This window comes from Paracoccus sphaerophysae (genome assembly GCF_000763805.1).
Taxonomy (GTDB): domain Bacteria; phylum Pseudomonadota; class Alphaproteobacteria; order Rhodobacterales; family Rhodobacteraceae; genus Paracoccus; species Paracoccus sphaerophysae.
The window spans coordinates 1-14092 of sequence record NZ_JRKS01000071.1 but is presented as its reverse complement, the minus strand read 5'-3'; the positions used below and the strand labels follow the sequence as shown (position 1 = coordinate 14092).

Sequence of the window (14092 nt, the reverse complement as noted above, 5' to 3'; positions counted from 1 at the left end):
GCGGCGGGGATCAGGGCGTCGGGGTTCAGCCGGAACGGCGCCTCGGGCGCCTCGGGGGCTGCGGCGCGCGCCGCCTCGACCCGGCGGGCGGTGTCGGCCATGCGGGCGGCCGCGGCATCCACCGCCTCGGCCAGCGAATTCGTCAGCGCCGCGGTCCGGGCCGGAGACAGCGGCAGATCGCCGGCGATCCGGGGGGATGCCATCGCGATGGCGGGTTCGGTGAAGGCGGCCGGCGCGCCAGCCTCTTCCCCCTGTGCCCCCGGAGCGTCCTGGGCGATCAGATTGCGGATCGAGGCGAGCACGTCGCCGATATCCTCGCCCCGCGCCAGCGGGCGCGGGCGGTCCTGGCGCAGCGGGCCGGTCATTGCCGGCCCCCTGCGGCCGGCAGCGTCGCAAGATCAGTTGCGCGGGCGGCCGCCCGGTTCGCGGCCGATGGCACGCAGCACCCGGTCGAGATTTTCGCCCTGGGTGCTGGTATAGGGCGCGTCGCGCACCGCATTGTAATAGGCCGAGGGGTCATAGGTCGGGATTCCCAGCTTGAGGTCTTTAACCGTCAAGAGTCCCATAGCGGCCAGAAGTTGATAATGTGCTAACTGCAGGTTGGCTTCGGCGGTAATCTTGTCCGCCCGCGCCTCGAGCAGGTTCTGTTCGGCGTCCAGCACGTCCAGCGTGGTCCGCGCGCCCAGCGTCGCTTCCTCGCGCACGCCGTCATAGGCCTGCTGCGCGGCCGAGATCTGTTCGTCGATCGCCGCGATCTGCGCCCGCGCCACGTCGATGTTGGCCCAGGCGGTCCCCACCGCCTCGGATACCTGGCGCGAGGCGTTCAGCAGCGCCGAGCGGGCGGCGTCGCGCTGGGCCATCGCCTTGCGGTGCACGGCCGGCAGGCGGCCGCCGGAATAGATCGTCTGCGATGCCTCGATCCCGGCGCCCAGCGTGGTGGTGTTTTCCTGCGGGCCCTGGCCGAACAGGCTGGTCGAGGGCCGGCGCGTGGTGCCGAGGCTCAGCGAACCCGTCACCTCGGGACGACGCTCGGCCGCGGCGGCGGCGACGCCCAACTCGCTGGCGGCGACGGCGCGTTGGGCCTGCCGGATCGCAGGGTGGGTCCTGACCCCCGTCGAGCGCGCCGAATCCAGCGATTTCGGGCGCTTGGGCAGCGGCGGCGGCGGGTCCAGATCGCGCGGCGCGCGGCCGACCGCGGCGCGATAGGCCTCGCGCGCGATCTCCAGCTGGCCCTGCGCCGAGGCCAGCGAGGCGCGGGTCTGCGCCAGCTGCGCATCGGCCAGCGCCACGTCGGTGGTGGTGATCTCGCCCACGTCGAAGCGGTCCTGCGCGGCCTGCCGTTCGCGGCTGAGCAACTCGACCGAGTTCGAGTTCAGCGCCACCTGCTGTTCGGCCGAGCGGACCTGCAGAAACGCCTGCACCGCCGACAGCAGCACGTCCTGTTCGACGGCGATCAGCGATTCGCGGGTGGCGAGCACCTGTTCCTTGGCGATGTCGATCGCCAGCTGGTTGCGGCCCCAGTCATACAGCGTCATTTGCGCCACGATCTGCACCGTGGTCGCCACGGTCTCGACCCCGTCCGAGCGCGAGAAATTATGCGACGCGGCCCACTGAACGATCGGGCGCAGGGCCGACATCGCGGTCGCCACATCCTCGTCCGCGGCCCGCAGCAAGGCGCGGTTCTGGTCCAGCAGCGCCGAGTGGCGATAGGCCGCCACCATCGTGTCGGCGAGCGATTCGGCCCAGGCGGGCAGGCCGGCCAGCGCGGTCGTGAGCGCCAGGGCTGCGGCCGCGGCGAGCCGGCGCGGGGTCACAGGACGAACCCCGTGCGGCGTTCGTAACCGGGCAGCACCGGGCCGCCGGCATGGAAGGCGAGCCGCCAGTCGATTCGCCCGTCCAGCTTGCGCCCCAGCCGCACCACGCCCAGCGCGCCCTCGATGAACATCGCGACGATCCGGCCGCCTTCGGCCAGCTGGTCGGCGATGGGCTGCGGCAGCTCCTCGATCCCGCCGCCGATCAGGATGGCGTCATAGGGGCCCAAGTCGGGCTTGCCCTCGGCCAGCTTGGCCTGCACCGCGACCACGTTGTCGGCGCCGACGGCGGCCAGGCGCTGGGCGGCGATGCCGGCCATCTCGGGGTGTTCCTCGACGGCGACCACCGCCTGCGCCAGCCGGCCCAGGATGGCGGCCGAATAGCCATAGCCGCAGCCCACATCCAGCACGAGATCGGTCGGCTGCACGTCCAGCGTGTCGACCATCATCGCCAGCGTCCGCGGTTCCAGCAGCACCCGGCCGTGCCCCAGGTCGAGGTTCTCGCCGATATAGGCGATGTCGCGGCGCGACTCGGGGACGAAGTCCTCGCGCGGGACGTCCAGCATCGCGGCGATGACGGGATACTTGGTGACGTCGTTGGGGCGGACCTGGGTGTCCACCATCATCATGCGGCGCTGTTGAAAATCGGTCATCACGGGCAAATCCGGCTGTCGTGTCGACCCCGTGTTTCGCACGATTGCCCCCGAGGAGCAACGGCGCGAGTCGCCGCACGGACCCGGCTGCCGCGGGATGGCCGCCGCGCGGTTCCCTTTGCCCGCGGATGGCGGCAGGATGCAGGCGCCCAGACCCATCGGAGCCCCGCCATGACCCAGCGCCAGACCGCCCGCATCGCCATCGTCACCGTGTCCGACCGCGCCAGCCGCGGCGAATACGAGGACAAGGGCGGCCCGGCCGCCGAGGCCTGGCTGCGCGAGGTCGTCACCTCGCCGATCGAGATCACCCGCCAGATCATCCCCGACGGCCGCGAGGGCGTCGCCGCGACGCTGCGCCAGCTGGCCGACGGGGACGGCGCCGACCTGATCCTCATCACCGGCGGCACCGGCCCCGCGCCCCGCGACGAGACCCCCGAGGCGCTGGCCGAGGTGATCGAGAAGGAACTGCCCGGCTTCGGCGAGGAGATGCGCCGCGCCTCGCTTGCCGAAGGGATCCCGACCGCGATCCTGTCGCGCCAGACGGCGGGCATCCGCGACGCCTGCCTGATGATCACCATCCCCGGCAAACCCGCCGCCATCGCCACCTGCCTGAACGCGGTCTTCGCCGCGGTGCCCTATTGCCTGGACCTGATCGGTGCGGCCCGGATCGAGACCGACCCGGAGCGGATCACCGCGTTCCGGCCGAAGGCGTAACCCCCAGCATTCCGTGCGATTCGTGCAGCAACCGTGAGGCAAGTGCACAGGGCTCGCCAGACCGGCCCGGTCTTTCGTGCCTAAATATCCCCGCCCGAGGCTCCGGCCGCGCGCAGCAGCGTGACCAGCGTGCCGCCATAGCGGCGCTGGTCGATCTGGCTGAGGCCGGGCGGGGGCAGGGGGGCGGTGTCCTCCTCCCACACCACCAGCGCGCCGGGGGCGAGCCAGCCGCCGGTCAGGGCCGAGGCCAGCGCGGCCTCGCCCAGCCGCTGGCCATAGGGCGGGTCGAGGAACACCACGTCATAGCCCGCGCCGCGGTTGGGGCCGAGGTCGGTCGCGTTGCGCCGCCAGATGTCGGTGGCACCCATCGCGCGGGCCTTCTCGACATTGGCCCGCAGCAGCGCCCGCGCGGTGGCGCCGTCATCGACGAAGGCCACCCGGGCGGCGCCCCGCGACAGCGCCTCGAGCCCCACCGCGCCGGTGCCGGCGAACAGGTCCAGCACCCGGGCGCCATCCAGGGCGACGCCGTGGCTGTTCTCGATCAGGTTGAAGACCGCCTCGCGCACTCGGTCGGTGGTGGGGCGCAGATGGGCGGCCGAGTCTCCGGCGCCGATCTCTGCAAGCTTGAGACCGCGCAAGCGGCCGCCGACGATACGCATGGGGGCTGGTCCTTTCGGGGGCTGTCTACAGGCGGGCGGCGGTGGAGGGGAAGGGCGGTTGTGCGGGTACGGGGCGCGCTGGAGGGCGCTTTCCGGTGCCAGTTCCGGGATGACCGCATTGGCTGAAAACAGGCCGCTGGAGCGTTTTCCGGGCGCTCGGGAGCCTCCGGCCGGGATATTTGGGCAAAGAAGAAGCCGGGCGCCGCGTGGTCGCTGGACGGGCCCGCGCGGCGCGCCAAAGACCCGCTTTCCCTTTGCGGCCGAAAGTGGCAAAGGAAGCCCGTTCCGAGAGAGAGGTTGCCCCATGCAGATCGAACGGACCCCCATCGAGGGCGTGCTGGTCCTGACCCCCGCCCGCTTCGGCGACAATCGCGGGTTCTTTTCGGAAAGCTGGAACCGCCGCACGCTAGAAGGCGCGGGCGTGAACCTGCCGGAGTTCGTGCAGGACAACCACTCGGTCTCGGCCAGGGCGGGCACGCTGCGCGGGCTGCATTACCAGGCGCCGCCGCATGCGCAGGGCAAGCTGGTGCGCTGCGGGCGCGGGGCGCTGCTGGACGTGGCGGTCGATGCGCGGCGCGGCAGCGCGACCTATGGCCAGCATGTCATCGTCGAGCTGTCGGCCGAGAACGGCAAGCAGCTGTGGGTGCCGGCGGGGATGCTGCACGGCTTCGTCACGCTGATGGACGACACCGAGATCGTCTATAAATGCACCGATTACTATAACCGCGAGGCGGATGGCGCGGTGCGCTGGGACAGCGTCGGCGTTAACTGGGGCGTGAGCGACCCGATCCTGTCCGACAAGGACGCCGCCGCCCCGGCCTTCGTCCAGTGGCAGTCGCCGTTTGAGGCCGGAGCATGAAGATTCTGGTGACGGGGGGCGCGGGCTTCATCGGCTCGGCCGTGGTGCGGCAGGCGATGCGGGACGGGCACGAGGTCGTGAACCTGGACGCGCTGACCTATGCGGCGAACCTCGAGAACGTGGCCGACGTGGCCGGGATGCCGGGCTATGCCTTCGAGCAGGTCGACATCCGCGACCGCTCAGCGCTCGACCGAGTGTTTGCGCAGCACAAGCCCGACGCGGTGATGCATCTGGCCGCCGAAAGCCATGTGGATCGGTCCATCGACGGGCCGGGGGCCTTCATCGAGACGAACGTGAACGGCACCTACAACATGCTGGAAGCCGCGCGGGCCTGGTGGACGCGCGAGGGCAAGCCCGAGGGCTTCCGCTTCCACCATATCTCGACCGACGAGGTGTTCGGCTCGCTGCCCGCGGACCCGGCGGTCAAGTTCACCGAGGACACGCCCTATGACCCGCGCTCGCCCTATTCGGCGTCCAAGGCGGCGTCGGACCACCTGGTGCGGGCCTGGCACGAGACCTATGGCCTGCCGGTCGTCCTGACCAACTGTTCCAACAACTACGGCCCGTATCACTTTCCCGAAAAGCTGGTGCCGGTTGTGATCCTGCGGGCGCTGGCGGGCGAGCCGATCCCGGTCTATGGCGACGGCGGCAATGTGCGCGACTGGCTGTATGTCGAGGACCACGCCGACGCGCTGCTGCTGTGCCTGCAGAAGGGGCAGGTCGGCCGCAGCTACAACATCGGCGGCGAGAACGAGGCCACCAACATCGACCTCGTGCGCACCATCTGCGCCCATCTGGACGAACTGCGCCCCGACGGCGCCCCGCATGACCGGCTGATCACCTTCGTCACCGACCGCCCCGGCCATGACCGGCGCTATGCCATCGACCCGTCGCGCATCCGAGCCGAGCTGGGCTGGCGCCCCTCGGTCACGGTCGAGGAGGGGCTGCGCAGGACGGTCGCGTGGTATCTGGCCAACGAGGACTGGTGGCGCCCGCTTCTGGACCGCGAGGGCGTCGGCAGGCGCCTGGGGACCGGCTGATGACGCCGCGCGGGACGCTGTGGCTGCATGTCGGCACCCACAAGACCGGCACCACCTCGATCCAGGAGGCGATCGCGCAGCGCCGCGACGCGCTGGCGGCCGCGGGCGTCGCGGTCTGGCCGCAGGGCAATGCGCAGGATCTGGCCAACCATTTCATCCGCCCATCGCTGTGGACCATCCCGCGGCTGCTGGGAATTTCCGCGCCCATCGACCACGAGGTCTTCGACGAGCTGGCGGTGCGGATGGACGAGGCGCGCGGCCCACATCCCGACCTGCTGATCAGCAGCCAGGAATTCTGCATGATGCGCGACGCGCTGGAAGCCTATGTGCTGAAATCGACCCTGCGGCAGGTGTTCGACCGGGTGGTGCCGATCGTGGCCTTCCGCGACGTGGACGACTGGCGCGCCAGCCGCGCCGACGAGCTGAACCGGATCGGGATGTGGGAACGGCAGGACTCGCTGCCCGACGCGCTGTCCAGCGACGGCAACTGGTATTACGACCCACCCGCCGTGCGCCGCTTCTGGGCGCAGATCGGGCCGGTGGTGGAAATCGACTATGACGCGGCGTGGGCGGCCGAGGGCTCGATCCTGCCGGCCTTCGCCCGCGCGCTGGGCCGCGAGGGGCTGTTCGACGGGCTGGACCTGCGCCTGAACCGGCGCGGCGAGGAGGTGGGCGCATGATCCTGGTGTTCGGCAGGACCGGGCAGGTTGCGCAGGAACTGGCGCGGCTGGCGCCCGGGGCGCATTTCGCCGGCCGCGACGAGGCTGACCTGACGCACCCCGATGACTGCGCCGCGCTGATCGGCCGGCTGCGGCCCGCGGCGGTCATCAATGCGGCGGCCTATACCGCGGTGGACAAGGCCGAGGGCGACGAGTCGACGGCCCGGCTGGTCAACCGCAACGCGCCCGAGGCGATGGCTGTCGCCTGCGCGGGGCTGGGGATTCCGTTCGTGCATATCTCGACGGACTATGTGTTCGACGGCTCGGGCGAGGCGCCCCGGGACGAGAGCGCCCAGACCGCCCCGCTGGGCGTCTATGGCGCCACCAAGCTCGAGGGCGAGGACACGATCCGCGCCGCCGGGGGCCAGTGGGCGATCATGCGCACCAGCTGGGTGTTTTCCGCCCACGGCAACAATTTCGTCAAGACGATGCGGCGGCTGGGGGCGGAACGCGACCGCCTCACCATCGTCGCCGACCAGATCGGCGGGCCGACCCCGGCTGCCGCCATCGCCGCCGCCGCGCTGGAGATGGCGCGGCAGATGCAGGCGGACCCTGCCAAGGGCGGGCTCTATCACTTCGCCGGCGCCCCGGACGTCAGCTGGGCCGACTTCGCCCGCGAGATCTTCGCCCAGTCGGGCCTCTCGCCGCAGGTCGAGGACATCCCGACCAGCGCCTATCCTACCCCGGCGCGCCGGCCGGCCAATTCGCGGCTGAACTGCGCGGCCATCGAACGCGACTTCGGCATCGCGCGCCCGGATTGGCGCGAGAGCCTTGCCGCCGTCATCAAGGAGCTTTCCGCATGACCACCCAGCGCGGCGCCACCCAGCGCAAGGGCATCATCCTGGCCGGCGGCTCGGGGACGCGGCTTTACCCGATCACCATGGGCGTGTCGAAACAGCTGCTGCCGATCTATGACAAGCCGATGATCTATTACCCGATCTCGGTGCTGATGCTCACCGGCATCCGCGAGATCGCCATCATCACCACCCCCGAGGACCGAGCCCAGTTCCAGCGCCTGCTGGGCGACGGCAGCCAGTGGGGGATCAGCTTCACCTGGATCGTCCAGCCCTCGCCCGACGGGCTGGCGCAGGCCTATATCCTGGCCGAGGAGTTCCTCGCCGGCGCGCCCTCGGCGATGGTGCTGGGCGACAACATCTTCTTCGGCCACGGCCTGACCGAGCTGCTGCGCGCCGCGGACGCACGGGCCGAGGCGACGGTCTTCGGCTATCACGTCGCCGACCCGGAACGCTATGGCGTGGTCTCGTTCGACGCCGAGGGCCGGGCGCAGCAGATCATCGAAAAGCCCGAGGTGCCGCCGTCGAACTATGCGGTGACGGGGCTGTATTTCCTCGACGCCGACGCCCCGCGCCGGGCGCGCGAGGTCCAGCCCTCGCCGCGGGGCGAGCTGGAGATCACCACGCTGCTGGAGACCTACCTGCACGAGGGCCGGCTGAACGTCGAGAAGATGGGCCGCGGCTATGCATGGCTGGACACCGGCACCCATGCGAGCCTGCTGGACGCCGGCAACTTCGTGCGGACGCTGGAACAGCGCCAGGGGATGCAGTCCGGCAGCCCCGACGAGATCGCCCATGACAATGGCTGGATCGACGACGCGGCGCTGAAGGCGCGGGCGAAGAAGTTCGGCAAGAACGATTACGGGCGGTATCTGGACGGGCTGCTGGACTGAGTCGCCGACTTCGCCGCTGCGTGGGCGGCGCTGCCGGAGCCTCCGGCGGGGATATTTTCGGACAGAAGATGTTCGGGGCCGGGCGAGCTTCGCTCAGTCCGGGACCAGCATGTAGCCGGCGCCGCGCACCGTCTGCAGATAGCGCGGCTCGCGCGGGTCGCGTTCGATCTTACGGCGCAGGCGGGTCATCTGCACGTCGATGGCGCGTTCGGAATTCTCGCCGCCCTCGTCGGGGTCGCGGCCCAGCACCTCGATCAGGGTCGGGCGGTCCACCGCCTCGCCCGGGGTTTCGGCCAGCCGCCGCATCAGGGTCTGTTCGCTGCCGGTCAGGCGGATATGGGTCTCGCCTTCCCACAATTCGCCCTTGGCGGCGTCATAGCGCAGCGGGCCGAGCGACAGGTATTTCGGGCCCCGCGCCTCGACAGCCGGCATGCGGCGCAGGATGGCGGCGATGCGCAGCAGCAGCTCGCGCGGCTCGAAGGGCTTGGCGAGATAGTCGTCGGCCCCCGATTCCAGCCCGGTGATGCGGTCGCCGGTCTCTCCCTTCGCGGTCAGCAGCAGGATCGGGGTCTGGTTGCGCCGGCGCAGGTCGCGGGTCAGCGAGAACCCGTCCTCGCCCGGCATCATCACGTCCAGCACGATCAGGTCGAAATCGAGCCCCGACAGAAGCCGCCGGGCATGGGCGGCGTCGCGCGCGGTGGTGACGAAATAGCCGCTGCGGACCAGGAAGCGCCGAAGCAGCGTGCGGATGCGTTCGTCGTCATCGACGATCAGCAGGTGGGTTTCGGGTGCCGTCATCCCCGCGCCCCTGCGGTCGGCGCGTCGAGCAGCGACTGGAACTGCGCGCGGGTGTCGCGGTCCATCATCGCCTCGAGCACCTGGCGGAACCCCGCGACGGCTTGCGGCCCGGCATTGCGATAGGCGGCCTTCATCCGGGCGCGCTGCGCCTCGGACAGGCGCCGTTCCAGCGCCGCGCCCTTGTCGGTGAGACGCAGCTGGCGCTCGCGCCGGTCACGGCGGCCGACGCGGCTGTCGACCAGCCCGTCCTCGATCAGCGCCCTCAGCACGCGGTTCAGCGACTGCTTGGTCACCCCCAGCACCTCGAGCAGCGAGGTCACCGTCAGACCCGGGTCGCGGTTGATGAAATGCAGCGCCCGGTGATGGGCGCGGCCATAGCCGATCTCGTCGAGGATCAGGTCGGGGTCCGAGGTGAAGGCGCGATAGGCGAAATACATCGCCTCGATCCCGCGCCGGATCTGTTCGTCGGTCAGGAACAGCAGGTTTTCCCCCCCCGCCGGCGCCGGCAATCCGTCCCTCAGTCCCGCGTGCTGCATGGCAATCCCCCTGTCGTCGCCCGGACGATAGGGCAGCCTTGTTGACTTTCCAAGAATCAATCTCTACCGCTGGCCGCGTCGGCGCAATTTTTTGCCTGCGATCGTGGGTGCGCGGGAAATATTCGCAAATATGGGATGACGGACATGGCTGGAAGCTATGAAGATCGGGACGGCAAGATCTGGATGGACGGCGAGCTGGTGGACTGGCGCGATGCGCGCGTCCACATCCTGACCCATGCGCTGCACTATGCCAGCGCCGTCTTCGAGGGCGAGCGCTGCTATGACGGCAAGATCTTCAAGACCCGCGAGCATGCCGAGCGGCTGCTGAAATCGGGCGAGCTGATCGACATGGAAATCCCCTGGACCGCCGACCAGATCGTCGCTGCCAAGGACGAGGTGCTGAAGGCCAACGGCTTTACCAACGCCTATGTCCGGGCGCTGGCCTTCCGCGGCGCCGGTCCCGACATGGGGGTCGCGGCCAGCCACAACCCGGTGCGGCTGGCGATCTGCACCTGGGAATGGGGGAGCTATTACGGCGATGCAAAGTGGCAGGGGGCCAAGCTGGACATTTCCAAGTGGAAGCGGCCCAGCCCCGAGACCATCCCCTCGGCCGCCAAGGCGGCGGGGCTGTACATGATCTGCACCATGTCCAAGCACGCGGCCGAGAAGAAGGGCTGCTCGGACGCGCTGTTCATGGATTACCGCGGCTATGTGGCCGAAGCGACCGGCGCCAACGTGTTCTTCGTGAAGGACGGCGAGATCCACACCCCGCTGGCCGACGTGTTCCTGAACGGCATCACCCGGCAGACCATCATCCAGATGTGCAAGGACCAGGGCATGACGGTCCACGAGCGCCACATCCTGCCCGAGGAGGTGAGCGAGTTCCAGGAATGCTTCCTGACCGGATCGGCGGCCGAGGTGACTCCGGTGGCGCAGATCGGCGAGGACTGGCATTTCCAGGTCGGCGCGACGACGCGGAAGATCGCCGAGGATTACGAGGCGCTGGTCCGGGCGTGACCGCCGCCGGGGGGCTTCGCGCCCCCCATGAACCTGCGGTTCATCCCCCCGCGGGATATTTGCTGACAGAAGATCGAGGGCGGGTGGCGTTGCAGTCGGCCGCCCTATGCCTATCTTGGCCCTCATGGCCGAGTTGACCGTTTCCGTGCTGCCCTCGATCGGAGGGATCGCTGCCGCCGAGTGGGACGGTTGCGGACAGGGCGAGGCACGCCGGGGCGGCGACCCGTTCACCACCCACCGCTTCCTGGCCGCGCTGGAGGAGTCGGGGTCGGTGGGCGAGGGGACGGGCTGGCATCCCTCGCATCTCGTCGCGCGCCTGGACGGGGTGGCGGTGGGGGTGGCGCCGCTTTACGTCAAGACCCACAGCCAGGGCGAATACATCTTCGACCACGCCTGGGCGCATGCCTATGAGCGCGCGGGCGGCCGCTATTACCCAAAGCTGCAATGCGCCGTGCCGTTCACCCCGGCGACCGGGCCACGGCTGATCGCCGACGACCCGAACGTGCAGACCGCGCTGCTGGCCGCGATGGAGCATGTCGCCGGGCAGGCCGGGCTTTCCTCGGCCCATGTCACCTTCTGCACCGCCGCCGAGCGGGCGCTGGGCGAGGCCAAGGGCTGGCTGGGGCGCACGACCACGCAATATCACTGGGATAACGACGGCTACGCCAGCTATGAGGATTTCCTGTCCCGCCTGTCCTCGCGCAAGCGCAAGGCGCTGCGCAAGGAACGCGAGCGGGCCAATGCGTTCGGCGGCGAGATCCTCAGCCTGCGGGGCGATCAGATCAAGCCGCAGCACTGGGACGCGATGTGGGCGTTCTATCAGGACACCGGCAGCCGGAAATGGGGCCGGCCCTATCTGACGCGGGCCTTCTTCGATGCGATGCACGAGACGATGCGCGACGACTGCCTGCTGATCCTGGCCGAGCGCGACGGCCGCGCGGTGGCCGGGGCGCTGAACCTGATCGGCCGCGATACGCTCTACGGCCGCTATTGGGGCTGCGTCGAGGACCACCCGTTCCTGCATTTCGAGCTGTGCTATCACCGCGCCATCGACTGGGCGATCGCGCACGGGCTCGCGCGGGTCGAGGCCGGGGCGCAGGGCGAACACAAGCTCGCCCGCGGCTATCTGCCGGTCGAGACGCATTCGCTGCACTGGGTGGCGGATGCGGGGTTCCGGCGGGCGCTCGCCGGCTATCTGACAGACGAGATCGCCGCGGTCGGCGACGACATCGCCGAAACGGCTGCCTTCGGTCCGTTCCGTCGCGGATAGGCAAAAATTTAGAGAAATGCCCGGTATTCGGGGCGCTGCGGGTTACCGGACCTTAAGTGCTGTAGGCCACCCTTGTCCTGGTAGGATTGGACGGGGCAGGGTCGATGGGGATCGGCTTCCAGTTTGTCGGGACGACGGTGCAGGGCTACGTCAGTAGCCTGACCGACCTCTCATTTGCCAGCGTCGGCGGGCAGATCGTGGTCATCGGCGCGACCCATGTCGGCGGCGGGACCTCGATCTGGGGGGTGACCGACGCGAACGGGCTGACCGAGCATCTGGCCTCGTACGCCTATTCCGACAACCAGCGGCATCTGGCCGAACCGCAGGCCATCGTGCTGGACCGTCCCTATGGCGAGGGGTTCCTGATCGCGGGGCTGCTGGGCGGGGGCGATGCGGCGCGCGCCCTGGACAGCGGCGGGCTGCGCGGGGCGGCCGACACCCCCTTCATCGCGGCGGCGGTGCCGGTCGATCTGCTGCACGCCGGCAGTTTCTCGACCTTCGCCGGCGCGCAGCTGATGTGGACCGCACGCCACGATCAGCCGACCTTCCAGCTGTGGCGGCAGTGGTCGGATGGCCGGATCAGCGCCGTCGCGACCACCACGGCGCCGCCCGGGCTGGTGCCCGATGCGCAGATCGACGCCATCGTCGCGGTGCGGCTGGGCGGGGTCGACCTGCTCGTCTCGGCCTCGACGCGCGGCAATTTCATTTCGGCCCATCTCGTCGGCCCGGCGGGGGGACTCGCCTCGGGGGAATTCGTCGGCTCGGCGCGCGGCACGGGGTTCAACGGCCCCCGCGACATCGTGGCGGTCGAGGTCGAGGGCAAGCATTACCTGGTCGTCAGCTCGGCCTGCAGCTCGTCGCTGACCACCGTCCGCATCCTGCCGGGGGGCGGGATGGTGCCGGTCGACCACATCATCGACGAACGCACCACGAGGTTCCAGTCCGCCACGGTGATGGAATCGGTGACGATCGACGGGCGGTCCTTCGTCGTCGTGGGGGGCGCGGATGACGGGCTGAGCCTGTTCACCGTCACTCCGGACGGGCGACTGATCCACCTGGACAGCATCGCCGACGACCAGCGGGCCGCGCTGGCTGACGTATCGGCGCTGGCGCTGCGGGTGATCGACGGGCGGATCGTCGCGCTGGCCGCCTCGGCGACCGAATCGGGGCTGAGCCAGTTCGTGCTGGACCCCGGCAAGATCGGCCAGACCCGCCATGTCGCCGAGGGGGCGCATGTCGGCAGCGACGAAAACGACCTGATCCAGGGCGGGCTGAACACCACCAGGATCAGCGGCGGGGCGGGGGACGACATCCTGATCGCCGGATCGCGGGCGATAGCCCTGGTCGGCGGCGCCGGGGACGACGTCTTTGTCCCGCTGCCGGTCGGCGGGCGCGTCGCGATCCTGGACTATACTCCCGGCGAGGACCGGCTGGACCTGTCGATGCTGGCGATGGTGCGGTCGACCTATCAGCTGCGAATCGTCAGCAACAGCCAGGGCGCCAAGATCCATTTCATGGGCGGGTTCATCGACGTGATCTCGCGCAATCGGACCCCGCTGAGCGCGGCCGATTTCGACAATTCGATGTTTCCCGTCGCTCATTACCAGCCCCCGGACGTGCGTTCGACGATCCTGGGGACGGCCGGGTTCGACGTCCTGCGCGCGGCGGCGGGCGGGTCCACGATCTACGGTTATGGCGGCAACGACACTCTGTTCGGCAGCGGGCTCGAGGATCACCTGCTGGGCGGTGCCGGCCACGACCGGCTGATCTCGCATGACGGCGATGACACCATCTGGGGGATGGGGGGCAACGACTTCATCCGCGCCGGCGCGATGAACGACGTGGTCCTGGCGGGAGAGGATCACGACGTCGTGCTGGGCGAAGCCGGCGACGACCGCATCGCCGGGCAGACAGGCAATGACATCGTGTATGGCGGCACCGGCGACGACAGGGTCAACGGCGGCAGCGGCCATGACTACCTGGCCGGAGAGGCCGGCAACGACCGCCTGTACGGGCTGTCCGGGGACGACCGGATGGTGGGCGGCGCGGGCGATGACATCATGGTGGACGCCGTGGGGGATAACGTGTTCCGCGACGTGTCGGGCAACAACATGATGTTCGGCGGCCCCGGCCGCGACCGGATGTATGGCGGCACCGGGCGCGACACCATGCGCAGCGGCGACGGCAACGACTTCTGCGCCGGCGGGGGGGACCGCGACAACATCTCGTCCGGGGCGGGCGACGACACGGTCCTCGGCGGGGGTGGCGACGACCTGGTCATCGGCGGCGGCGGCAACGGCTGGCTGGATGGGGTGGCTCTTATACACAT

15 protein-coding genes are annotated in these 14092 nt (G+C 69.8%); 9 read left to right on the top strand and 6 right to left on the bottom strand.

Annotated elements, in window-relative coordinates; genetic code table 11:
- From IC63_RS14575 to IC63_RS14565, 3 genes are all read right to left on the bottom strand, one after another.
- The coding region (locus tag IC63_RS14575; RefSeq protein WP_036721657.1) for a hypothetical protein at positions 1 to 365 on the bottom strand (365 nt) is incomplete at its 3' end.
- Between the two features lie 33 nt (positions 366 to 398).
- The gene (locus IC63_RS14570; RefSeq protein WP_052042279.1) at positions 399 to 1814 is read right to left on the bottom strand and encodes a TolC family outer membrane protein; all 1416 of its coding nucleotides are present in this window, start codon (positions 1812 to 1814) and stop codon (positions 399 to 401) included.
- A complete protein-coding gene (locus tag IC63_RS14565) occupies positions 1811 to 2464 on the bottom strand; it encodes a protein-L-isoaspartate O-methyltransferase family protein (RefSeq protein ID WP_036721654.1) in 654 nt (217 codons plus the stop codon). The genes IC63_RS14570 and IC63_RS14565 overlap by 4 nt, the downstream gene beginning before the upstream one ends.
- A 171-nt stretch (positions 2465 to 2635) precedes the next feature.
- Between IC63_RS14565 and mog the strand changes: the two genes are divergently transcribed.
- The gene (mog, locus tag IC63_RS14560) at positions 2636 to 3178 is read left to right on the top strand and encodes a molybdopterin adenylyltransferase (protein WP_036721653.1); all 543 of its coding nucleotides are present in this window, start codon (positions 2636 to 2638) and stop codon (positions 3176 to 3178) included.
- Between the two features lie 80 nt (positions 3179 to 3258).
- Here the strand turns inward: mog and rsmD are convergent, their stop codons facing one another.
- A complete protein-coding gene (gene rsmD, locus IC63_RS14555) occupies positions 3259 to 3837 on the bottom strand; it encodes a 16S rRNA (guanine(966)-N(2))-methyltransferase RsmD (RefSeq protein WP_036721652.1) in 579 nt (192 codons plus the stop codon).
- Positions 3838 to 4141: 304 nt separating this feature from the next.
- Here rsmD and rfbC point away from each other — a divergent pair, with 304 nt between their 5' ends.
- The 5 genes from rfbC to rfbA are packed head-to-tail and all read left to right on the top strand — an operon-like array spanning position 4142 to position 8142.
- Positions 4142 to 4696, top strand: a complete 555-nt coding sequence (gene rfbC / locus IC63_RS14550; protein ID WP_036721651.1) for a dTDP-4-dehydrorhamnose 3,5-epimerase — start codon at positions 4142 to 4144, stop codon at positions 4694 to 4696.
- The gene (gene rfbB / locus IC63_RS14545; protein WP_036721649.1) at positions 4693 to 5736 is read left to right on the top strand and encodes a dTDP-glucose 4,6-dehydratase; all 1044 of its coding nucleotides are present in this window, start codon (positions 4693 to 4695) and stop codon (positions 5734 to 5736) included. The genes rfbC and rfbB overlap by 4 nt, the downstream gene beginning before the upstream one ends.
- Complete coding sequence (locus IC63_RS14540; RefSeq protein ID WP_036721646.1) at positions 5736 to 6416, top strand: hypothetical protein; 681 nt, start codon at positions 5736 to 5738, stop codon at positions 6414 to 6416. The genes rfbB and IC63_RS14540 overlap by 1 nt, the downstream gene beginning before the upstream one ends.
- The gene (rfbD, locus tag IC63_RS14535) at positions 6413 to 7258 is read left to right on the top strand and encodes a dTDP-4-dehydrorhamnose reductase (protein ID WP_036721644.1); all 846 of its coding nucleotides are present in this window, start codon (positions 6413 to 6415) and stop codon (positions 7256 to 7258) included. The genes IC63_RS14540 and rfbD overlap by 4 nt, the downstream gene beginning before the upstream one ends.
- Positions 7255 to 8142, top strand: a complete 888-nt coding sequence (rfbA, locus tag IC63_RS14530; RefSeq protein WP_036721642.1) for a glucose-1-phosphate thymidylyltransferase RfbA — start codon at positions 7255 to 7257, stop codon at positions 8140 to 8142. Before rfbD ends, rfbA begins: the two co-directional genes overlap by 4 nt.
- Before the next feature lie 93 nt (positions 8143 to 8235).
- On the opposite strand, the gene IC63_RS14525 is transcribed toward rfbA, so the two are convergent.
- Complete coding sequence (locus IC63_RS14525) at positions 8236 to 8940, bottom strand: response regulator (protein ID WP_036721639.1); 705 nt, start codon at positions 8938 to 8940, stop codon at positions 8236 to 8238.
- Positions 8937 to 9476, bottom strand: coding sequence for a MarR family winged helix-turn-helix transcriptional regulator (locus IC63_RS14520; RefSeq protein WP_036721636.1), 540 nt, complete (start codon positions 9474 to 9476; stop codon positions 8937 to 8939). Before IC63_RS14520 ends, IC63_RS14525 begins: the two co-directional genes overlap by 4 nt.
- A gap of 144 nt (positions 9477 to 9620) precedes the next feature.
- Here IC63_RS14520 and IC63_RS14515 point away from each other — a divergent pair, with 144 nt between their 5' ends.
- The 3 genes from IC63_RS14515 to IC63_RS14505 all read left to right on the top strand — a co-directional run.
- On the top strand, positions 9621 to 10493 hold the full coding sequence (locus IC63_RS14515) for a branched-chain amino acid aminotransferase (RefSeq protein WP_036721662.1): 873 nt from the start codon (positions 9621 to 9623) through the stop codon (positions 10491 to 10493).
- A gap of 124 nt (positions 10494 to 10617) precedes the next feature.
- Entirely contained in the window at positions 10618 to 11763 is a 1146-nt protein-coding gene (locus IC63_RS14510; RefSeq protein WP_036721634.1) for a GNAT family N-acetyltransferase, read from the top strand.
- A 104-nt stretch (positions 11764 to 11867) separates the two neighbouring features.
- Positions 11868 to 14092, top strand: a 2225-nt coding sequence (locus tag IC63_RS14505) for a calcium-binding protein (RefSeq protein ID WP_052042278.1), incomplete at its 3' end; no start/stop codon positions are given.

What these genes read in the sequence shown, in the direction of transcription:
- IC63_RS14565 (WP_036721654.1), bottom strand. Translation starts at nt 2,464, where the DNA reads ATGACCGATTTTCAACAGCGCCGCATGATGATGGTGGACACCCAGGTC.
- mog (WP_036721653.1), top strand. Translation starts at nt 2,636, where the DNA reads ATGACCCAGCGCCAGACCGCCCGCATCGCCATCGTCACCGTGTCCGAC.
- rsmD (WP_036721652.1), bottom strand. Translation starts at nt 3,837, where the DNA reads ATGCGTATCGTCGGCGGCCGCTTGCGCGGTCTCAAGCTTGCAGAGATC.
- rfbC (WP_036721651.1), top strand. Translation starts at nt 4,142, where the DNA reads ATGCAGATCGAACGGACCCCCATCGAGGGCGTGCTGGTCCTGACCCCC.
- rfbB (WP_036721649.1), top strand. Translation starts at nt 4,693, where the DNA reads ATGAAGATTCTGGTGACGGGGGGCGCGGGCTTCATCGGCTCGGCCGTG.
- IC63_RS14540 (WP_036721646.1), top strand. Translation starts at nt 5,736, where the DNA reads ATGACGCCGCGCGGGACGCTGTGGCTGCATGTCGGCACCCACAAGACC.
- rfbD (WP_036721644.1), top strand. Translation starts at nt 6,413, where the DNA reads ATGATCCTGGTGTTCGGCAGGACCGGGCAGGTTGCGCAGGAACTGGCG.
- rfbA (WP_036721642.1), top strand. Translation starts at nt 7,255, where the DNA reads ATGACCACCCAGCGCGGCGCCACCCAGCGCAAGGGCATCATCCTGGCC.
- IC63_RS14525 (WP_036721639.1), bottom strand. Translation starts at nt 8,940, where the DNA reads ATGACGGCACCCGAAACCCACCTGCTGATCGTCGATGACGACGAACGC.
- IC63_RS14520 (WP_036721636.1), bottom strand. Translation starts at nt 9,476, where the DNA reads ATGCAGCACGCGGGACTGAGGGACGGATTGCCGGCGCCGGCGGGGGGG.
- IC63_RS14515 (WP_036721662.1), top strand. Translation starts at nt 9,621, where the DNA reads ATGGCTGGAAGCTATGAAGATCGGGACGGCAAGATCTGGATGGACGGC.
- IC63_RS14510 (WP_036721634.1), top strand. Translation starts at nt 10,618, where the DNA reads ATGGCCGAGTTGACCGTTTCCGTGCTGCCCTCGATCGGAGGGATCGCT.